Raw genomic sequence first — 17,239 nt, 5'->3', positions numbered from 1 at the left:
GGCGAGATGGTGTGGTTTGCGCCAGCGAATCCGAGCGGACGCACCGACCCGCTGCGTTGCTCCGCACCATCAGATCAATCGTCGGCCTGCAAGTCGGTCTCCGCCGGCGTTGCGTCCTTGATGCGGGGCGCGGTCGCCTTCGGCGCAAGGCTGCCGTCGAAATCACCCTCGCCGGCGCCGACCGGCAACCAGGGGCGGCTCGTGCCTCTCGCCCTCACCACCTGAACCACAAATCCGTCACCACGCTGCGTCAGCGCCAGTGCGCTCTGGCTGGCGAGCCGCTGCCGATCGACCACCATCGCCGCGCAATCGGGCGGCGCGGGACGCGTCGTCACCACCAGCGCGGCCCGACTGCAATCGTCGGCGAGAGCGTCGACCCGCAGTGCCAGCGCGACCAGCCTCCCGTCGATCAGTGGCGTCACGCAGCCGGATTCGTCACAGGACACGCCATCAGCCAGCGAGGCTCTGCCGGCATCGCGCGGATCGGCGTCGGCAGCGAGCCATTCCTTGAGCAGAAAGCTGTCCTTGCTGGTCCTGATCAGGTGCAGATATCCGTCCTTGCCCCGCACCGCGACGCTCGCGCCATCCCCGGCGATCAGGATGTCGGGCTGCCGCGCCGACAGTCCCCACAGGATCGCTGCCAGCAGCACCAGGGCGCCGGACCAGCGCAGCGGCGTCCGCAACAAGCCCAGCACGATGATTCCCAGGCTCGCCGCGATCAGCGGCCCGATCCCGAACGCCGCGATGCGGCCGACGGCACCCGGCAATGCTGCGACCCAGCGCGAGACCGCGACCATCCAGTCGATGCCGATCCCCATCAGCCACCAGAACACGCTGTCCAGCCCGAACGGTGCAGCAAGCAGCCCCAACAGCCCCGCCGGCATCACCAGCGCCGAGACCACCGGCATCGCGCCGAGATTGGCGAGCACGCCGAACGGCGTGACACGGTGGAAGTGGAAAGCGGCGTAGGGTGTGGTCGCAAGTCCCGCAATCAGCGAAGCCATGAACAGCATCGCGATCTCGCGGCCGCCCCACATCGCAATGCGTGCAGTCGCCGAATGGTCCGGCGAGGCAAACAAATTCGGCATGCCGATCTGCACCAGCGCCACCAGCCCGAGCGTTGCTGCAAACGACATCTGGAAGCTCGGATGCACCAGCGCTTCCGGCGCGACCGCGAGCACGATCAGCGCGGCGACAGCAAGCGTGCGGAAGGTGATGGCGCGGCGATCGACCATCACCGCGATCAGCACTACCGCGGTCATGAAGAACGACCTTTGCGTCGCGACCTCCGCGCCTGACAGCAGCAGGTAGAACGCAGCGGCGACCAGCGCGGCGGCGGCCGACCATTTCTTGATGGCGAAGCCGGCCGCCAGTCTGGGGATCAGAGCGAGCAGCGCGCGCACCGCGAAGAACACGACACCGGCAACGACCGCCATGTGATAACCGGAGATCGAGAGCACGTGGCCGAGGCCGGAGATGAACATCGCGTCGTTGACGGGCGTGGTGATCGCATCGCGCCGCCCGGTGAGCAGCGCGGTCGCGATCGCCCGGTTGTCGCCGTCGAGCGTCGCCCGGATGCGGGCATCGATCGCATCGCGCAGGCCTTGCATGAAGGCCGCGTAACGCAGCCGCAAGCCGGCGGTCTCAGGCGGCGCCGCCACCGTGATTGCGCCCATCGCGAAGCCGGAGGCGCCGATGCCCTGGAAGAACATGTCACGCGAAAAGTCGTAGCTGCCGGGCCGCACCGGCGCGAGCGGCGGCATCAGCCGCGCCTTCAGCTGAACGAAACTGCCGACCTCCGGCGCCGTGCCCTTGCGGACCGACAGGCGCACGCGCTCGAGCCTGACGTCGCTGCGCTGCGCCTCCATCGCGGTGACGCGCAGCACGAACCTGTCGGTACGCTCGCGGATGTCGCGGGCTTCGACGAAGCCCGACAACGATACCGAATAGAGCGACTTTGCCAGCACCGGGTGAGCGATGCGCGCCGTCTTCCAGGTCGCGACGGCAAAGCCGGCCGCGACCGCCGCGATCATGATGGCCGGGGCGAACAGCCGGCTCCGCCGCAACAGAGCCGCGCCAAGCAGGAGCGCGATGGCGGTCGTGGCTACGACCCACAGCACAGGTTCGTGATCTGCCGAGAAATAAAGCGCGATGCCGCAGCCAAACGCCACGGGCACCCACGGCAACAGCCGCCCGGCGCCAGCCTCGGCGCGCAGCCACGCGCGCAAGGTCTCGGCCAGCGATGTCCAGAGGTCGAGGCCTGCAGGCGCGAGGCCGCCCGCGGACGCGGCGCGGCCCGCGGGCCACGTCCCCGCGATCCCCTGCGACCGTACCGGCCGGCCCGGCTCCGCCATTCCCTGCACTCGATGATACGCAACGAAGGCCGAAGCTACCGGAACGTGCAGGCGGGCGGATAGCGGTACGGATCAGGAACGAAAGGGCGCGACCGCTACTTTTCCTCTTCCATCGTCACCGCGACATCCGCCTTGGCCGACAGCCGGACCTTGTTGCCCTCGATGTCCGCGACGAGGCCCTTGTCGATGAAGTGATGATGCCCCTTGTGGCTGCCCTCGCCGCTGTCCTTCTTGGTCAGCTTGATGCGATTGCCTTCGACCTTGTCAACGGTGCCGATATGGACGCCGTCGGCGCCGATGACTTCCATGTGCTCTGCGATGTTCTGCATGGTGGGCTCCTTGTTGGACCCAGCCCAACGCGTGGGGCGCACGTTCGTTCTCTCTCGCGAGAATGACAATGCCGTGTGCCCACTGCTCAGATCAGCGGCGCCTGCGAGGAAGCATGGTGATTGACGATCTTCCAGTCGCCATCCTCGCGCACGATGACCCAGCTCATCTTGACCGAGAAATCGGGGCTTTCGCCGGCGAGATCGAACGAGATGGTTGCGGCCATATTGATGAGATCAGGAGCTGCCTGCGCCGCATACACCTCGGAGAAGACCGCGCTCGGCTTGCGCCAGCGCGGCAGGCCGTTGAAATAGTCTGCGACGCCATCCCTGCCCCGATAGAGCTTTGGGTTGGAGCCGAAGAAGAAGGCGTTCTTCGAATACAGAGACGAGAGTGCCGCGGCGTCGAGCGTTGCGAAGCCGGCGCTCCATTTGGCGATGATGGCGGAAACGACGGCGTCGGCTTCGCTGGTCATGGTCGTCCTCAGCCCTTGGCGACTTCCTTCGCGAACGTGTCGCGCAGACCGATGGTGCGCGAAAACACCGGCTTGCCCGGCGTCGAGTCCTTGTCGCGCACGAAATAGCCTTGGCGCTCGAACTGCATTACCTCGGTCGAATTGCCTTCCGCGACCGATGCCTCGACGCGCGCATCAGCGAGAATTTCGAGCGACTGCGGATTGAGGTCGGCCGCGAAATTCGAGGCGTCCGGGCTCGGGTTGGCAAACAGCTGGTTGTAGATGCGGATTTCCGCGGGCACGGATGTCGCCGCCGACAGCCAGTGCATGGTGGCCTTGACCTTGCGGCCATCGGGCGCGTTACCGCCTTTGGTCGCGGGATCGTAGGTGCAGCGCAGCTCCACCACCTCGCCGGCATCGTTCTTGATCACGCCGGTGCATTTGACGAAATAGGCGTAGCGCAGCCGCACCTCGTTGCCTGGCGACAGACGGAAGAACTTCTTCGGCGGGTTCTCCATGAAGTCGTCCTGCTCGATGTAGAGCTCACGGCCGAACGTGACCTTCCGGGTGCCGGCAGAGGGATCGTCCGGATGGTTGATCGCCTCGAGCTCCTCGGTCTGCCCTTCCGGATAATTCTCGATCACGACTTTTAGCGGCTTCAGCACCGCCATCCGCCGCTGTGACGTCCGGTTCAGCTCCTCGCGAATGCAGAACTCGAGCATGCCGACGTCGACGACGCTGTTGGCTTTCGCCACGCCAATGCGCTTGACGAATTCGCGAAGGGCGGCCGGCGGCACGCCGCGGCGGCGCATGCCCGCCATCGTCGGCATGCGCGGATCGTCCCAGCCCGCGACATGGCCCTCGCGGACGAGCTGGGTCAGCACGCGCTTGGACAGCAGCGTGTAGGTCAGGTTCAGCCGCGCGAATTCGTACTGGTGCGGCTTCGATGGCACCGGCAGCTTCTCGATGAACCAGTCGTAGAGCGGCCGGTGGTCCTCGAATTCCAGGGTGCAGATCGAGTGCGTGATACCCTCGATCGCGTCCGACTGGCCGTGCGCATAGTCGTAGCTCGGATAGATGCTCCACTTGGTCCCGGTGCGCGGATGGTGCGCATGCAGGATGCGGTACAGCACGGGGTCGCGCAGATTGATGTTGCCCGCACCCATGTCGATCTTGGCCCGCAGCACGCGCGCCCCATTCGGGAATTCGCCCGCCTTCATGCGGCGGAACAGGTCGAGGTTTTCATCCACGGTGCGATCGCGAAAGGGCGAGTTCTTGCCGGGCTCGGTCAGCGTGCCGCGCGCAAGACGGATCTCCTCCTGGGTCTGGTCGTCGACATAGGCGAGCCCGTCTCGGATCAGCTGCTCCGCCCATTCATAGAGGCGGTCGAAATAGTCCGAGGCGAAGAACAGGTTCTTGCCCCAGTCGAAGCCGAGCCAGCGCACGTCTGCCTGGATGGAATCGATATATTCCTGCTCTTCCTTGACCGGGTTGGTGTCGTCGAAGCGCAGATGGCAGCGGCCCGGAAACTCCTGGGCGATGCCGAAATTGAGCGCGATCGACTTGGCGTGGCCGATATGGAGATAGCCGTTCGGCTCCGGCGGGAACCGGGTCACGATCTCCTTGTATTTGGCCTGATCGAGGTCGGCCTGGATGATGTCACGAATGAAATCGCGCCCAACCTCGTTCGCCACCGGTTCTGTCATTACGAAAATCCTGTAGGGAAATCAGCGGCCCTTCTGCCAAATTCGAGCCCCTAGGCCAAGCCCCATGCCCACCGTCCGGTCAAACTTCGGCGATTCTGGCACGCACGCGCTCGATGAAGGCAGCCCGGGATGCCAAGGTGGAGCGATCCATATCGTAGTGCGCCAAATAGAACGACCGAACGCCGGATCCACACATCGGTTTCAGTGCCCTAAGCAACACCTTGCGGCCGGGGTCTTGCATGACGATCCGGCTCAACCACCACGGTGAGCCGTAGCTCGTCACAACGCCGAACAGGCGGATGTTGGTCAGCAGCGGCTTGATGCGCCCACCCTTCAGATCGTGGGCGAACGCCGTACCCGGCGCCCAGACCCGGTCGAAATAGCCCTTGAGCATGGCAGGCATCGAAAACCACCAATGCGGAAAGCAGAAGATAATGCCGTCGACGCGCCGTACGTGCTCGATGAGGCTCGCCACCGCGTCCTCTGCATAGGGGCCGTGATAGTAGCTGCGCCGCTCCGCCTCGGTCATCTCCGGGGAAAACCCCTCGCGGTAAAGGTCAGTCGCGATCACTTCGTGTCGAGTTTTCAGCGTCTCGACGATGGTATGGAACAGTGCATGGTTGTAACTGTCCGCGAGCGGATGGCTATGAACGACCTGGATTAGCATTGGCACAATCTCCCGCGCCTATGATACACGGTCGCCAATCAGCCACCTCCCTTATCCCGCGCGGTCAATGAACACCTCTCCCGTCGTCACCCGCTTTGCTCCCTCGCCGACCGGCTTCCTCCATATCGGGGGCGCGCGCACGGCCCTGTTCAACTGGCTCTATGCGAAGAAGCACGGCGGCAAGATGCTGCTCCGGATCGAGGATACCGACCGGGAGCGCTCCACCGAGGCGGCGATCGGCGCCATCCTCGACGGCCTGAAATGGCTGGAGCTCGGCTGGGATGGCGATGTCATCTACCAGTTCAGCCGCGCCGCCCGCCACCGCGAAGTCGCCGAGCAGCTGCTCGCCGAGGGCAAGGCCTATCGCTGCTACGCCACCGCCGAGGAGCTCACCGCGATGCGCGAGAAGGCGCGCGCAGAGGGGCGCACCCGCCTCTATGACGGCCTGTGGCGCGACCGCGATCCGGCGACGGCCCCAACCGACGTGAAGCCGACCATCCGGCTCCGCGCGCCCCAGACCGGCGAAACCGTGATCGAAGACCAGGTCCAGGGTCGCGTGGTCTGGCAGAACGAAAACCTCGACGATCTCGTCCTGCTGCGCGGCGATGGCAACCCGACCTACATGCTCGCAGTGGTGGTCGACGACCACGACATGGGCGTCACCCATGTCATCCGCGGCGACGACCATTTGATCAACGCGGCCCGCCAAAAGCAGATCTACGACGCGATGGGCTGGACGCTGCCGAGCATGTCTCACATCCCCCTGATCCATGGCCCGGACGGTTCGAAGCTCTCCAAGAGGCACGGCGCGCTCGGCGTCGATGCCTACCGCGCCATGGGATACCTCCCGGCCGCGCTCCGCAACTATCTCGTCCGGCTCGGCTGGAGCCATGGCGACCAGGAAATCTTCTCGACCGAGGAGATGATCGCAGCCTTCGACCTCGCCAGCGTCGGCCGCGCAGCAGCGCGCTTCGATTTCGCCAAGCTGGAAAACCTCAACGGCCACTACATCCGCAATGCCGACGATCAATCACTCGTGAAGATGTTCGAGGACGTGCTCGACCACGTCGTGCCCAGCCGCGACGAGATTAAGGCCAAGTTAAACGACGCCACGCGCGCGCAGCTCCTGAAGGCCATGCCGGCCCTGAAGGAGCGCGCCAAGACGCTGATCGAGCTGATCGACAGCGCCTATTTCATCTTCGCCGACCGGCCGCTGGAGCTTGATCCAAAGGCGGCAGCGCTGCTGACCCCTGAGAACCGCAAGCTGATCGGCCAGCTTCATTCCGCGCTGGAGAAAGTCGAGACGTGGAGCGCGGCCAATGCGGAAGCCGCCCTGCGCGCCTATGCCGAGGAAAATAGTCTCAAGCTCGGCGCGGTCGCCCAGCCGCTGCGGGCGGCGCTGACCGGACGGACGACGTCGCCCGGCATATTCGAGGTCTTGGACGTCCTGGGACGCCAGGAAAGCCTGGGCCGGCTTAAAGATCAGGCCAAGGACTAGGCCAAGAATCGGGGCCAAGAACCAGGCTACGACGTAAGTCGACCATGCGTGGCGCCATCTTGCAGCGCACACAGCAATAATATACCCATCTCACCCGTACCTTCTGGAACATCCGGCCTGCCCCGCGATATCTCGTCGGGGCCTCCGGGTCCGGCCCGTTTCACCATACATCGGGGACCTCTGATGGACGCAAAACCAAGCAATAAGACCGCCACACTGACGGTCGGAAACAAGAATTTCGATCTTCCGATCCACAGCGGCAGCGTCGGGCCCGACGTCATCGATATCGGCAAGCTCTACGGCCAGTCCGGCCTGTTCACCTACGATCCCGGCTTCACCTCGACAGCGAGCTGCCAGTCCAAGATCACCTATATCGACGGTGACGCGGGCGTGCTGGAATACCGCGGCTATCCGATCGAGCAGCTCGCCGAGAACGGCGACTTCCTCGAGACCTGCTATCTGCTGCTGTTCGGGGAGCTTCCCACCGCCGCGCAGAAGAAGGATTTCGACGATCGCGTGATCCATCACACGATGGTGCACGAGCAGATGGCCCGCTTCTTCCAAGGCTTCCGCCGCGACGCCCATCCGATGGCGATCATGGTGGCGGCTGTCGGCGCGCTCGCCGCGTTCTATCACGACTCAACCGACATCAACGATCCGAAGCAACGCATGATCGCCTCCATGCGCATGATCGCCAAGATCCCGACGCTGGCTGCGATGGCCTACAAGTACACAGTCGGCCAGCCCTTCGTGTATCCGAAAAACTCGCTGAAGTTCGCCGAGAACTTCCTGCACATGTGCTTCGCCGTGCCGTGCGAGGAGTACAAGATCAACCCGGTGCTGGCTGACGCGCTGGACAAAATCTTCATCCTGCACGCCGACCACGAGCAGAACGCCTCGACCTCGACGGTGCGTATCGCCGGCTCCTCCGGCGCCAACCCGTTCGCCTGCATCGCCGCCGGCATCGCCTGCCTGTGGGGCCCGGCGCATGGCGGCGCCAACGAAGCAGCGCTGGCAATGCTCGCCGAGATCGGCTCGGTCGACAAGATCCCCGAATTCATCGCCAAGGTGAAGGACAAGAATTCTGAAGTCCGCCTGATGGGCTTCGGTCACCGCGTCTACAAGAACTACGATCCGCGCGCCAAGATCATGCAGAAGATGTGTCACGCCGTGCTCAAGGAGACCGGCCATGGCGACGATCCGATGCTGAAGGTGGCGCTCGAGCTCGAGAAGATCGCGCTCAGCGACCAGTACTTCATCGACCGCAAGCTCTACCCGAACGTCGACTTCTATTCGGGCATCACGCTGAAGGCGATGGGCTTCCCGGTCTCGATGTTCACCGTGCTGTTCGCGGTCGCCCGCACCGTCGGCTGGATCAGCCAGTGGAGCGAGATGATCGAGGATCCGCAGCAGAAGATCGGCCGTCCGCGCCAGCTCTACACCGGTGTCACCAAGCGCGACTACGTCGCGATCAACAACCGCAAGTAAGGTCGAGCCCATCACGGCTTTCGAAGCGGCGCCATCTCCGGATGGCGCCGTTTTTGTTTTGCGCCGACACAATCTTGCTGCCGCGCACAACAACAAGTCGGCGCAATGCGTCGGCGATCGCTTGACAGCCGAAATGCTCCGCGCGCATTCTTACACTAAGTAAGAATGACGACAGGGATGGAAATGCCGGAGCAGCCGAGAAGTCGGCGGCAGACGCGTGCTGCCATTTTGACTCATCTGCTTCAGTCAGGCGGGTCGTTTCGCCCGCCGCTGGCCAAGGCCGTGCGCCTGTCGGAAGCGAGCCTGTCGCGCATCCTGTTCGACCTGAGGGCCGAGGGCCTGATTGAGGAAGTGCGGCGCCCTGCCCCTTATGTCGGTGGCCCGACCGGCCTCGTGTCGCTCGATAAAGCGGTGGCGCTCGCGGCGTTTGAGCTGACCACCCAGCGGCTCAGCGTCGGCGTCGGGGGCCTGTCGGATGAGCTGCGCTATACCGGGCAAGTGCCGCTGCCGAAGACGCCGACCGTCGCGGCCGTAGGCCAGGCGTTTCGCGAGGCGATGACATTGCTGCGCGAGTGGACGCGGCGCCGACGCATCCCCCTCGCACAGATCGGTGTCTCCATTCCGGGTCTCAGCCGGCTGGGCGCGCCAAGCAATCCGATCATTCCCTGCGACATCGGGCGTATCAACGAGATGTTCGGCGAGGCGTTTGCCGGGGTGCCGGTCGAGTTCACCAATTCGGTCGTCGCGCACGCCATCTTTCACCGCTGCCGCACGGAGAATTATCCCTTCAGCGGCGCACATCTCTTCGTCTTCGTCGGCCAGGGCGTTGCGGGCACCTGGATGGATGATCCGGTCGAGGACGATGCCCTCCAGCCGGTCGAGCTCGGCCACATGGTGTTCGAAGCCGACGGACCAATTTGCCGCTGTGGTCATCATGGCTGCGTCGAGGCCTATACGTCGCTTCCCGCCCTGGCCGAGCTTCTTGGCGTCGCGGAAGCCGAGTTGCTTCAACTCGGCAGCGAATGGGTGACCGCGATACCGCTCTCGTCGCGCGTGCGGCAGGAATTGCGCCAGCGGCTGTTCCGGCTTGGACTTGCGATCGGCAACACGCTGAACGTGAAGCCATGCAAGGGCGTCGCGATCAGCGGCTGGCCGTCGCTCCTCGCCGAGGACGATCGCAGCGCGCTCGTCGAGGGGATCGACGCCTGTCTGTTGGGCGGCCGCAATCACGCGCAAGTGTCGCTCGCTTTCGTACCGCCGTCGAATGGCAACGATCCGCGAGCGGCGCTGGCATTCGCGGCTTTCTGTCTCGCTTGCCGCGGCGGCATGCCGGCCGCATCGATCGAGGCCGCCTGAGATATCTGATGCCGCGCTGCTCTCGCGCGAAAGAGTTCACACCGGGAGGAACTTGCCATGCCGATCACGACAACAAGGCGCCAACTGCTCGCCGGATCCGCTGCTGCCCTTGCGCTGCCGGCCTTTGCCCGCGCGCAAGGCGCGATCAAGCCGCGTCTGACTGCGATCTCGCAATGGTCCGCAGGCAGCGATGGGGCCGCCATCACGGCGCTCGGCAAGAAGTTCGAAGAGAAAGGCGGGGTTTGGCAGCACTCGCCCGTCCCCGGCTTCACCACCGAGATGATGAACAAGCTGCGTGCCCAGATCATGGCCGGCGATCCACCGGCCTGCTCGCAGCTCAAAGGCCCCGAGATTGCGGCCTGGTCGAAGATTGCCCCAACCGTCGATCTCGATGCCGTCGTCGCTGCCGCCGGCTACGAAAAGGTTGTCGCGCCTGACCTTGCAAAATTGCACAAACCGGGAGGCAAGTGGATTGCACTGCCGTTGCAGATCTACAGCACCAACATGCTGTTTCTTTCCAAACGCGCGATGGACAAGGCCAAGGCTGACAAGGTCCCCGTCACATGGGCTGAGTTCAACGACCTCGCTGAGAAGATGAAAGCAGGCGGAGTCCCCTATCCCATCGCCAACGGTGGCACCCGCCCGGACGACGGCCAGAAATTCGAGGCCGCTTTGGCAGGCATCAGTCCCGCCGCATACCGCGCAGCCATCATGAATCTCGACAAGAAGGCCCTGGAGGGCCCCGAGATAAAGGATGCCTTCGTACAGGTGCGCAAGATTGCCGACTGGATGGACCCCAACGTCGGCGCCCAGCACTTTTCGACCAACCTGAAGCGCTTTGTCGAGGGCGACATGGGCATGATGATCATGGGCGGGTGGGCGCAGGGCGTCTTGCGCAACGCCGGCTTTAAGTTCGAGGACTTCATGATCGCTCCGGGCCCGAGCGACAACAGCAAGCCGGTCTTCCTGTTGAATGCCGATGCCTTCATATTCTGGCAGCGCAAGGAGGCAGATCTGCAGGCCGGCCAGACGCTGATGGCCCAGCTCGTGATGGATCCAGCGATCCAGACCATGTATTCGCAGATCACGGGATCGATCCCCGTGCGCACCGATGTCGATCTGTCGGGCGAGGGCTGGTCGGACGGTCAACGGCGGACCGCGGCAGCCCTGAAAGACGCGATCGCCAGCAATCAGGCCGTCCTCAGTCTTGCGCACAACATGGCGCAGGAAAACGGGATGACCGCAGCGATGATCGACGTGATCACGGAGTACGTGAAGAACAAGACGATCAAGCCTGAGCAAGCGGCCATACGCCTCGCCGAGGCCGTCGAGAGCTCACGTTGACGATCGCCGTCTCGACAACACCGGGCCGGCCGGCGGCCTCTGACTGGGTACGCCGGCTGCCCGAATATTTGACGATCTGGGTGCCGCTGCTGATGTCCGCCGCGCACCTCATTGCGTTTACGCTGTGGACGATCTGGATATCGTTCACACCGTCCACTCTGGTCCCGGTCTCGGGCTGGGTCGGTTTGCGCAACTATTCTGCGGTTGCAGCATCGCGGAACTGGCAGATTGCCTTGGACAATCTGCTGCTGTTTGGCAGCGCCTTCGTGTTGCTGAGCCTGGCGTCCGGCCTCATCCTTGCGATCCTGCTCGACCAGCGTATTCGCGGCGAGAACCTGCTGCGGTCGATCTTCCTCTATCCTCTGGCGGTGTCATTCGTGGTCACCGGCACGGTCTGGAGTTGGTTGCTCAATCCCGGCCTCGGGATCCAGAAGCTGGTTCGCGACCTAGGCTGGATCTCGTTCCGGTTCGACTGGCTGATCGACCGCGACATGGCCATCTGGACCATTGTCATCGCCGCGATCTGGCAATCTTCCGGTTTTGCCATGGCGCTGTTCCTGGCCGGCCTCCGCTCCGTCGACGCCGACCTGATCAAGGCCGCGCAAATCGACGGCGCCGGACCGATCCGAATGTACCGGCGCGTCATCCTGCCGACCCTTTGGCCGATCACCATCACCGTCATCGTCATCCAGCTGCAGTTCGCGATTTCGACCTTCGACCTCGTCCGCGCACTCACCAACGGCGGTCCCGGGATCGCCACCCAGCTGCCGGCCCTCGTCGTCTACGACCTCATGTTCCAGCGCAGCCTGCTCGGACGGGGAGCGGCGGCGGCAGTGCTCATGTTGCTCATTCTTCTTGCGGTCTTGCTGCCCTATGCAGCGTGGCGTTACGTCCAGCGGCGGCGGGCGATCCATGCGTGAGCGAACCTTCGCGCCAGGCCGGATCCTGATCTATCTCGTCGTCTCGCTGGTCGCTGCGGCGTGGCTCGCGCCATTGGCCGTCGTCGTGCTGAACTCGCTCCGTAGCAACGAGGAGATCGCGCAGGCCTCGATGATCGGCTGGCCGAAACAATGGGCATGGAGCAATTACGCCACCGCCTGGAGCGGTTTCTGCGTCGCCGAGACCTGCGCCGGCATCCGGCCGTACATGCTGAACTCCGCGCTGGTCACGATTCCCGCGACGATTTTCTCGACCCTGCTCGGTGCTGTCGCCGGTTACGCCATTTCGCTCTGGCGCTTTCGCGGCGATAGCTGGATCTACGGCATCGTGACTCTCGGCCTCTTCCTTCCCCAGCAGATGCGCCTGCTTCCCTGGACCATCGTGTTGCGCGATACGGGCCTGATGAACACACTCACGGGCCTGGTCGTGATCCACACGATCCAGGGACTCTCCTTTACCGTCTTGTTCTGCCGAAACTACTACACTGCGATCCCGCCGGATTTGATAAGAGCTGCGCGCATCGATGGCGCAGGGTTCTTTCGTATTTTCTGGCGCATCATCCTGCCGCTCTCGCCGCCTATTCTGGTCGTCACCGTGATCTGGCAGTTCACGCATATCTGGAACGAGTTTCTCTACGGCGTGACATTCACGACCGGTCAGCAGCAGCCGGTCACCGCCGCGCTGATCGCGCTATCCGCCGCGGTCGCCGACATTCCGCAGCATGGCGTGCAAAGCGCGGCGGTGATGATCGCCGCCTTGCCGACCCTGCTGATCTATCTGATCGGCGGCAAGTATTTCGTGCGCGGCCTCACCGCCGGCGCCGTGAAATGATCGGATCGTCATGGCAGCCCTAAGCATTCGCGCCCTGTCCAAGCGTTACGCCAATCTGGAGGTGCTGAAGGGCATCGATCTCGACATCGAGAGCGGTGAATTCACCGTGCTCGTCGGCCCATCCGGCTGCGGCAAGTCTACGCTGCTCAACATCATCGCCGGGCTCGACCTCCCGAGCTCAGGCACCGTGGAAATCGGCGGACGTGTCGTCAACGACATTCCGCCGAAGGACCGCGACATCGCCATGGTGTTCCAGTCCTACGCGCTCTATCCGTCGATGACGGTGCGCCAGAACATCACCTTCGGCATGGAATGCCGCCACGTAGCGAAGGCGGAGCAGGAAAAGGCGCTGGCGAATGTGGCAAGGCTGCTCCAGATCGAGCCGCTACTCGGCCGCAAGCCGTCGCAGCTCTCCGGCGGCCAGCGCCAGCGTGTGGCGATGGGCCGGGCGCTGGTGCGCGATCCCCTGCTCTTCCTGTTCGACGAGCCGCTCTCCAACCTCGACGCCAAGCTGCGTGTCGAGATGCGAATGGAAATCAAGCGTCTGCACCAGCGCATCGGCGCCACCATCGTCTATGTCACCCACGACCAGATCGAGGCGATGACGATGGCGACGCGCATCGCCGTGATGCATCGAGGCGTGGTGCAGCAGTTTGCCGATCCGGACACCGTGTATCGCTATCCCGCCAATCTGTTCGTGGCCCGTTTCATGGGTTCGCCGCCGATGAACACGATGCCGGCACGGCTGGAGGCTGACGCCAGCGGGCCGGTGGTCGTGATCGGCGCGGGACGGCCGGACGAGGTCCGCCTCCGCCTTGGCCAATATGATGCGGCGGCCCCCTTTGTCGGCCGAGACGTGGTGGTCGGGATCAGGCCGGAATGCATCGCCGAGGGCAGCCGCGTATTTTCCGCCGATCCGCCCGTCGTCGTCAACGCGCCGGTGGAGATGGTCGAGCCGACGGGAGCCGAAACGATCGTGCTGCTGCGGCTTGGCGGCGAGCCTGCGCTGGCGCGCATCACGCCGGATATCCGCCCCACACCGGGCGCCGCCGCCCCGTTCGCGCTCGACACCCGCCGCATCTGCCTGTTCGACCCCGAGACGGAGCGACTGATCGCATGACAAGAACGAGCTATGCCGGTCTTAGGGATCGCGTGGTGTTGATCACCGGTGGCGCCAGCGGCATCGGTGCCGCCTTCGTGCGGTCGTTCGCGGCGCAAGGGGCTCGTGTCGCGTTCCTGGATCTCGATGAGGCAGCCGGCCGGGCGCTGGTCGCGGATGTAAAGGCCGCGGCTGGGACCGCGCCCTTGTTCGTGCCGTGCGATCTGCTCGACATCGACGCCTTGCGCGACGCTATGGCGCAGGTTCAGGGATCGCTTGGCGATGCCGCGGTTCTCGTCAACAACGCCGCTAACGATCAACGCCAGGTACTGGCCGAGGTAACCTCGGCCGAGTTCGACTGGATGATCGGCGTCAACCTCAAGCACGTCTTCTTTGCAGCGCAAGCGGTGGTGCCGCAGATGCAGGCGCGCGGCGGCGGTTCGATCATCAACATGTCGTCGATTGCCTGGATGCGCGGCGCGCCGGGGCTGCCGGTCTACGCCGCGGCGAAGGCCGCGATTGTCGGCTTCACCAACTCCCTGGCCCGGTCGCTCGGGCCCGACCGCATCCGCGTTAATGCGATAGCGCCGGGGATGGTGATCACGGAGCGTCAGCGCCGGCTGTGGTACCCGGACGACCAGGCGATCGCCGAGCTGCGCACGCGTCAGGCCATTCCCGACGCGGTGACGCCTGAGGACATCGCCAACATGGCGCTGTTCCTCGCCTCCGACGACAGCCAGCGCATCACGCGCCAATGTTTTCAGGTCGACGCTGGTCTCGGCTAGAGCGTGTACTGACACACCCGAGCTCCCTCATAGAGGTCCGCTCCGTATCCGATAGCAGTCGGGTTGGCGTATCTCACCTTGGGTCCGAGTTGGGCCACAGGAAGACTAATGCAAGACAACATGATGGCTTGAGCGGAAATCTGGCCTATACTCGCTAGAGCCGCCGAGTTGGCGACGTCGCGGCGGCCCCGGAAGGCTTTGCGCGTCAGGGATATGGGCCCAGACGAGTGGTGGAAGGCATTGGGGATTACCGCAAAACAGATGGTGGCTCGCCGCCCGCTCGCAAGCGGCGCAGACGTTCTTTTGACATTCGCAGTGGCACTCGCCTATTTTCTCACCGCGCGGCTGAGCCTTGCATTGCTGGACCCGGCCGATGGTGTTGCCCTATTCTGGCCAGCGGGGGGGGTGGCTTCGGGGATCTTGATCGCGCTTGGTCCTGCGGCACAGCTGCCTGTCGTGCTCGGAGTGGTCGCTGCAACGATTGCGGCTAACCTGCTAGGCGATCGCAACATCTGGAGTTCGTTGTTCTTTGCTGTCACGAACTCCGGTGAAGTCGTCATCATCGCGGGCCTGATCCACCGCTTTTGTGGATCTCCATTCGAGTTGAATGAACTGCGCAGCGTACTTGCGCTATTTGCCGCGACCGGTATTGCAGCGAGCCTTTCCGGCCTTGGTGGTACGGCAGTATTTGCGCTGTTTCACGGGTCGGCTGCGTCCCCGGCGGTGATCTGGCTTCACTGGGTTTCATCTGCCGCAACAGGGACGATTGCGGTGACGCCGCTCGCAATTGGCCTGGCGTCGCTAGCGCGCGCTCCCCCGCCGCGGGGGGAAGTTGCGGAGGGCGTTCTTGCGCTCGGCGTGGTGTCTCTCATATGCGCGCTGCTGGCTTTCTTGCGCAATGAGCCCTGGACTGCGGTGCTGGCGGTCAGCGCACTTTGTCCACTTCTGCTCTGGATCGCGGCTCGCCTTCGTTCAGCGTTCACGGCGATTGCCACGTTCTTATGCTCGACTACGGTCGTCTGGACGACAATCTTCACCATCGGCATTTTCGGGGACGCACGTCTGTCGATCGAAGATCGTGTGCTGACTGCTCAAGCTACCATTCTGGCGATCACATTAGGTGCTCTTGTTCTTGCTGCCCTGTTTAGCGAGCGGAGGCTTCACCATCACGCCATTCTGGAAAGGGAGTCCCGATTGCAGGGCGCTTTAGAAGCGGCAGAATTAGCCGATCGCGCCAAATCGAGCTTTCTTGCTGCGGCAAGCCATGACATGCGCCAGCCATTGCAGACCCTGAAGCTTCTGCAGGCAGCGCTTGAATCGCTCCATTCAAGCGGTGAAGCGCACGATCTTGTCGCTGACATTCGGAAATCGCTGGATACCATGACCAGCATCCTCTCCAGCCTGCTCGATGTGAACAAGCTGGAATCCGGAAAACTGCGTCCATCCGTGAGTGAGTTTTCTCTAGTTGAAATTTTCGAGCCGCTCGCTAGAGACTTCGCCGCGTCTGTGCAGGAAAGAGGACTCCGACTGCGCGTTGCACGTTCCGGGCTCATCGTCCGCAGCGACAGCCGAATGCTTGCGGAGATGATCCGCAACCTCTTATCAAATGCAGTCCGATACACTGACCGGGGACAAATTTTGCTTGGATGCCGACGAGTCGGTGACAAGGTTCGCATCGAAGTGTGGGACAGCGGAATCGGTATCACCGAAGATCAACTTCCGCACATATTCGATGAGTACTACCAGGGGACTGATGGCGCGGAACGGGGCGGATTTGGGCTGGGCCTCGCGATCGTAAGGCGGCTTGGAGAAATGCTGGATCACAAGGTCGAGGTGCGTTCTATCGCAGGGAGGGGCACACGGTTTTTCATCGAGGTTCCGCGCGCTCGATCCGGCGCCAATGCGCCAGAAGCGGCGTCGCTGGTGCCCCCTTGCAGTGGTGCCTTCCTGGGCAGCGTTCTCGCGATAGAGGACGAGGCGTCCCTGCGATCGGCGCTGCAGAGATCGTTGAAGGCAAGAGGGATTGACGCCACCGTTATCGCAACGGCGAGCGAAGCCTTGACCCTGATCAAAGAGCAGGGTCTGCGCCCGGATGTACTGCTGTGTGACTACAACCTTCGTGGCTCATCGGATGGCATCGAGACCATTAAGAGCCTGCGTGTCGCCCTTGGCTTGAACCTACCGGCCGTCGTGATGACGGGCGACATCAGGTCGCAAACGATGAAATTGATCTCCGCGCAAGGTCTCACTGTCCTGATCAAGCCCTTCTCGGCCGACGAACTGCTGGACGCTCTGAGAGGCCAGGAGAAGCTATTAACCACTGCGAGGACATCATCCCATTCAGTTGCTGGGCTACCGCAGCGCCATTGATATTAAGAATTTGGATATCCG

The 17,239-nt window shown here is 63.5% G+C and carries 14 protein-coding genes; 9 read left to right on the top strand and 5 right to left on the bottom strand.

Translation table 11 applies throughout. The features are described 5' to 3' along the window. Nucleotides 1-74 precede the first annotated feature (74 nt). The 5 genes from AC0L30_RS03300 to AC0L30_RS03280 all read right to left on the bottom strand — a co-directional run bounded on the left by AC0L30_RS03300 (nucleotide 75) and on the right by AC0L30_RS03280 (nucleotide 5,508). Nucleotides 75-2,354 (bottom strand): ComEC/Rec2 family competence protein, encoded by a 2,280-nt coding sequence (locus AC0L30_RS03300; protein WP_473403749.1) that lies wholly within the window; start codon nucleotides 2,352-2,354, stop codon nucleotides 75-77. Nucleotides 2,355-2,449: 95 nt separating this feature from the next. Continuing rightward, on the bottom strand, nucleotides 2,450-2,683 hold the full coding sequence (locus AC0L30_RS03295; protein ID WP_007610829.1) for a DUF2171 domain-containing protein: 234 nt from the start codon (nucleotides 2,681-2,683) through the stop codon (nucleotides 2,450-2,452). A gap of 86 nt (nucleotides 2,684-2,769) precedes the next feature. After that, nucleotides 2,770-3,156, bottom strand: a complete 387-nt coding sequence (locus AC0L30_RS03290) for a YybH family protein (RefSeq protein WP_354128690.1) — start codon at nucleotides 3,154-3,156, stop codon at nucleotides 2,770-2,772. An 8-nt stretch (nucleotides 3,157-3,164) separates the two neighbouring features. Beyond that, nucleotides 3,165-4,841: a glutamine--tRNA ligase/YqeY domain fusion protein gene (locus AC0L30_RS03285; protein ID WP_354128691.1), complete on the bottom strand. Its 1,677-nt coding sequence runs from the start codon at nucleotides 4,839-4,841 to the stop codon at nucleotides 3,165-3,167. A gap of 79 nt (nucleotides 4,842-4,920) precedes the next feature. Next, nucleotides 4,921-5,508 carry an NAD(P)H-dependent oxidoreductase gene (locus AC0L30_RS03280; protein WP_007603660.1) on the bottom strand — a complete coding sequence of 196 codons (588 nt, stop codon included), beginning with the start codon at nucleotides 5,506-5,508 and terminating at the stop codon, nucleotides 4,921-4,923. A gap of 67 nt (nucleotides 5,509-5,575) precedes the next feature. Here AC0L30_RS03280 and gltX point away from each other — a divergent pair, with 67 nt between their 5' ends. The 9 genes from gltX (at nucleotide 5,576) to AC0L30_RS03235 (ending at nucleotide 17,218) form a co-directional block, all read left to right on the top strand. Beyond that, nucleotides 5,576-7,006: a glutamate--tRNA ligase gene (gene gltX / locus AC0L30_RS03275; RefSeq protein ID WP_473365472.1), complete on the top strand. Its 1,431-nt coding sequence runs from the start codon at nucleotides 5,576-5,578 to the stop codon at nucleotides 7,004-7,006. Nucleotides 7,007-7,189: 183 nt separating this feature from the next. After that, nucleotides 7,190-8,494 carry a citrate synthase gene (gltA, locus tag AC0L30_RS03270; RefSeq protein ID WP_007603656.1) on the top strand — a complete coding sequence of 435 codons (1,305 nt, stop codon included), beginning with the start codon at nucleotides 7,190-7,192 and terminating at the stop codon, nucleotides 8,492-8,494. A 177-nt stretch (nucleotides 8,495-8,671) separates the two neighbouring features. Continuing rightward, complete coding sequence (locus tag AC0L30_RS03265; protein ID WP_198288333.1) at nucleotides 8,672-9,850, top strand: ROK family transcriptional regulator; 1,179 nt, start codon at nucleotides 8,672-8,674, stop codon at nucleotides 9,848-9,850. A gap of 57 nt (nucleotides 9,851-9,907) precedes the next feature. Further along, the gene (locus AC0L30_RS03260) at nucleotides 9,908-11,194 is read left to right on the top strand and encodes an ABC transporter substrate-binding protein (protein WP_007603651.1); all 1,287 of its coding nucleotides are present in this window, start codon (nucleotides 9,908-9,910) and stop codon (nucleotides 11,192-11,194) included. Continuing rightward, entirely contained in the window at nucleotides 11,191-12,114 is a 924-nt protein-coding gene (locus AC0L30_RS03255) for a carbohydrate ABC transporter permease (protein ID WP_007603650.1), read from the top strand. Before AC0L30_RS03260 ends, AC0L30_RS03255 begins: the two co-directional genes overlap by 4 nt. Then, nucleotides 12,107-12,964 carry a carbohydrate ABC transporter permease gene (locus tag AC0L30_RS03250; protein ID WP_219682188.1) on the top strand — a complete coding sequence of 286 codons (858 nt, stop codon included), beginning with the start codon at nucleotides 12,107-12,109 and terminating at the stop codon, nucleotides 12,962-12,964. Before AC0L30_RS03255 ends, AC0L30_RS03250 begins: the two co-directional genes overlap by 8 nt. A gap of 10 nt (nucleotides 12,965-12,974) precedes the next feature. Next, nucleotides 12,975-14,084, top strand: a complete 1,110-nt coding sequence (locus tag AC0L30_RS03245) for an ABC transporter ATP-binding protein (RefSeq protein ID WP_219682189.1) — start codon at nucleotides 12,975-12,977, stop codon at nucleotides 14,082-14,084. Further along, the gene (locus AC0L30_RS03240) at nucleotides 14,081-14,848 is read left to right on the top strand and encodes an SDR family NAD(P)-dependent oxidoreductase (RefSeq protein WP_219682190.1); all 768 of its coding nucleotides are present in this window, start codon (nucleotides 14,081-14,083) and stop codon (nucleotides 14,846-14,848) included. The genes AC0L30_RS03245 and AC0L30_RS03240 overlap by 4 nt, the downstream gene beginning before the upstream one ends. Nucleotides 14,849-15,088: 240 nt before the next feature. After that, entirely contained in the window at nucleotides 15,089-17,218 is a 2,130-nt protein-coding gene (locus AC0L30_RS03235) for a sensor histidine kinase (protein ID WP_219682191.1), read from the top strand. Nucleotides 17,219-17,239: the final 21 nt, after the last annotated feature.

The sequence above is a fragment of the Bradyrhizobium sp. MI1.11 genome, from assembly GCF_055811255.1.
The sequence above is the reverse complement of the archived record's forward strand: the minus strand, read 5'-3'. Positions and strand labels throughout refer to the sequence as shown.

Coding starts and splice junctions, on each gene's coding strand:
- AC0L30_RS03240 (WP_219682190.1), top strand. CDS start 14,081: ATGACAAGAACGAGCTATGCCGGTCTTAGGGATCGCGTGGTGTTGATC.
- gltA (WP_007603656.1), top strand. CDS start 7,190: ATGGACGCAAAACCAAGCAATAAGACCGCCACACTGACGGTCGGAAAC.
- AC0L30_RS03245 (WP_219682189.1), top strand. CDS start 12,975: ATGGCAGCCCTAAGCATTCGCGCCCTGTCCAAGCGTTACGCCAATCTG.
- AC0L30_RS03265 (WP_198288333.1), top strand. CDS start 8,672: ATGGAAATGCCGGAGCAGCCGAGAAGTCGGCGGCAGACGCGTGCTGCC.
- AC0L30_RS03300 (WP_473403749.1), bottom strand. CDS start 2,354: ATGGCGGAGCCGGGCCGGCCGGTACGGTCGCAGGGGATCGCGGGGACG.
- AC0L30_RS03260 (WP_007603651.1), top strand. CDS start 9,908: ATGCCGATCACGACAACAAGGCGCCAACTGCTCGCCGGATCCGCTGCT.
- AC0L30_RS03250 (WP_219682188.1), top strand. CDS start 12,107: ATGCGTGAGCGAACCTTCGCGCCAGGCCGGATCCTGATCTATCTCGTC.
- AC0L30_RS03290 (WP_354128690.1), bottom strand. CDS start 3,156: ATGACCAGCGAAGCCGACGCCGTCGTTTCCGCCATCATCGCCAAATGG.
- AC0L30_RS03295 (WP_007610829.1), bottom strand. CDS start 2,683: ATGCAGAACATCGCAGAGCACATGGAAGTCATCGGCGCCGACGGCGTC.
- AC0L30_RS03285 (WP_354128691.1), bottom strand. CDS start 4,841: ATGACAGAACCGGTGGCGAACGAGGTTGGGCGCGATTTCATTCGTGAC.
- AC0L30_RS03280 (WP_007603660.1), bottom strand. CDS start 5,508: ATGCTAATCCAGGTCGTTCATAGCCATCCGCTCGCGGACAGTTACAAC.
- gltX (WP_473365472.1), top strand. CDS start 5,576: ATGAACACCTCTCCCGTCGTCACCCGCTTTGCTCCCTCGCCGACCGGC.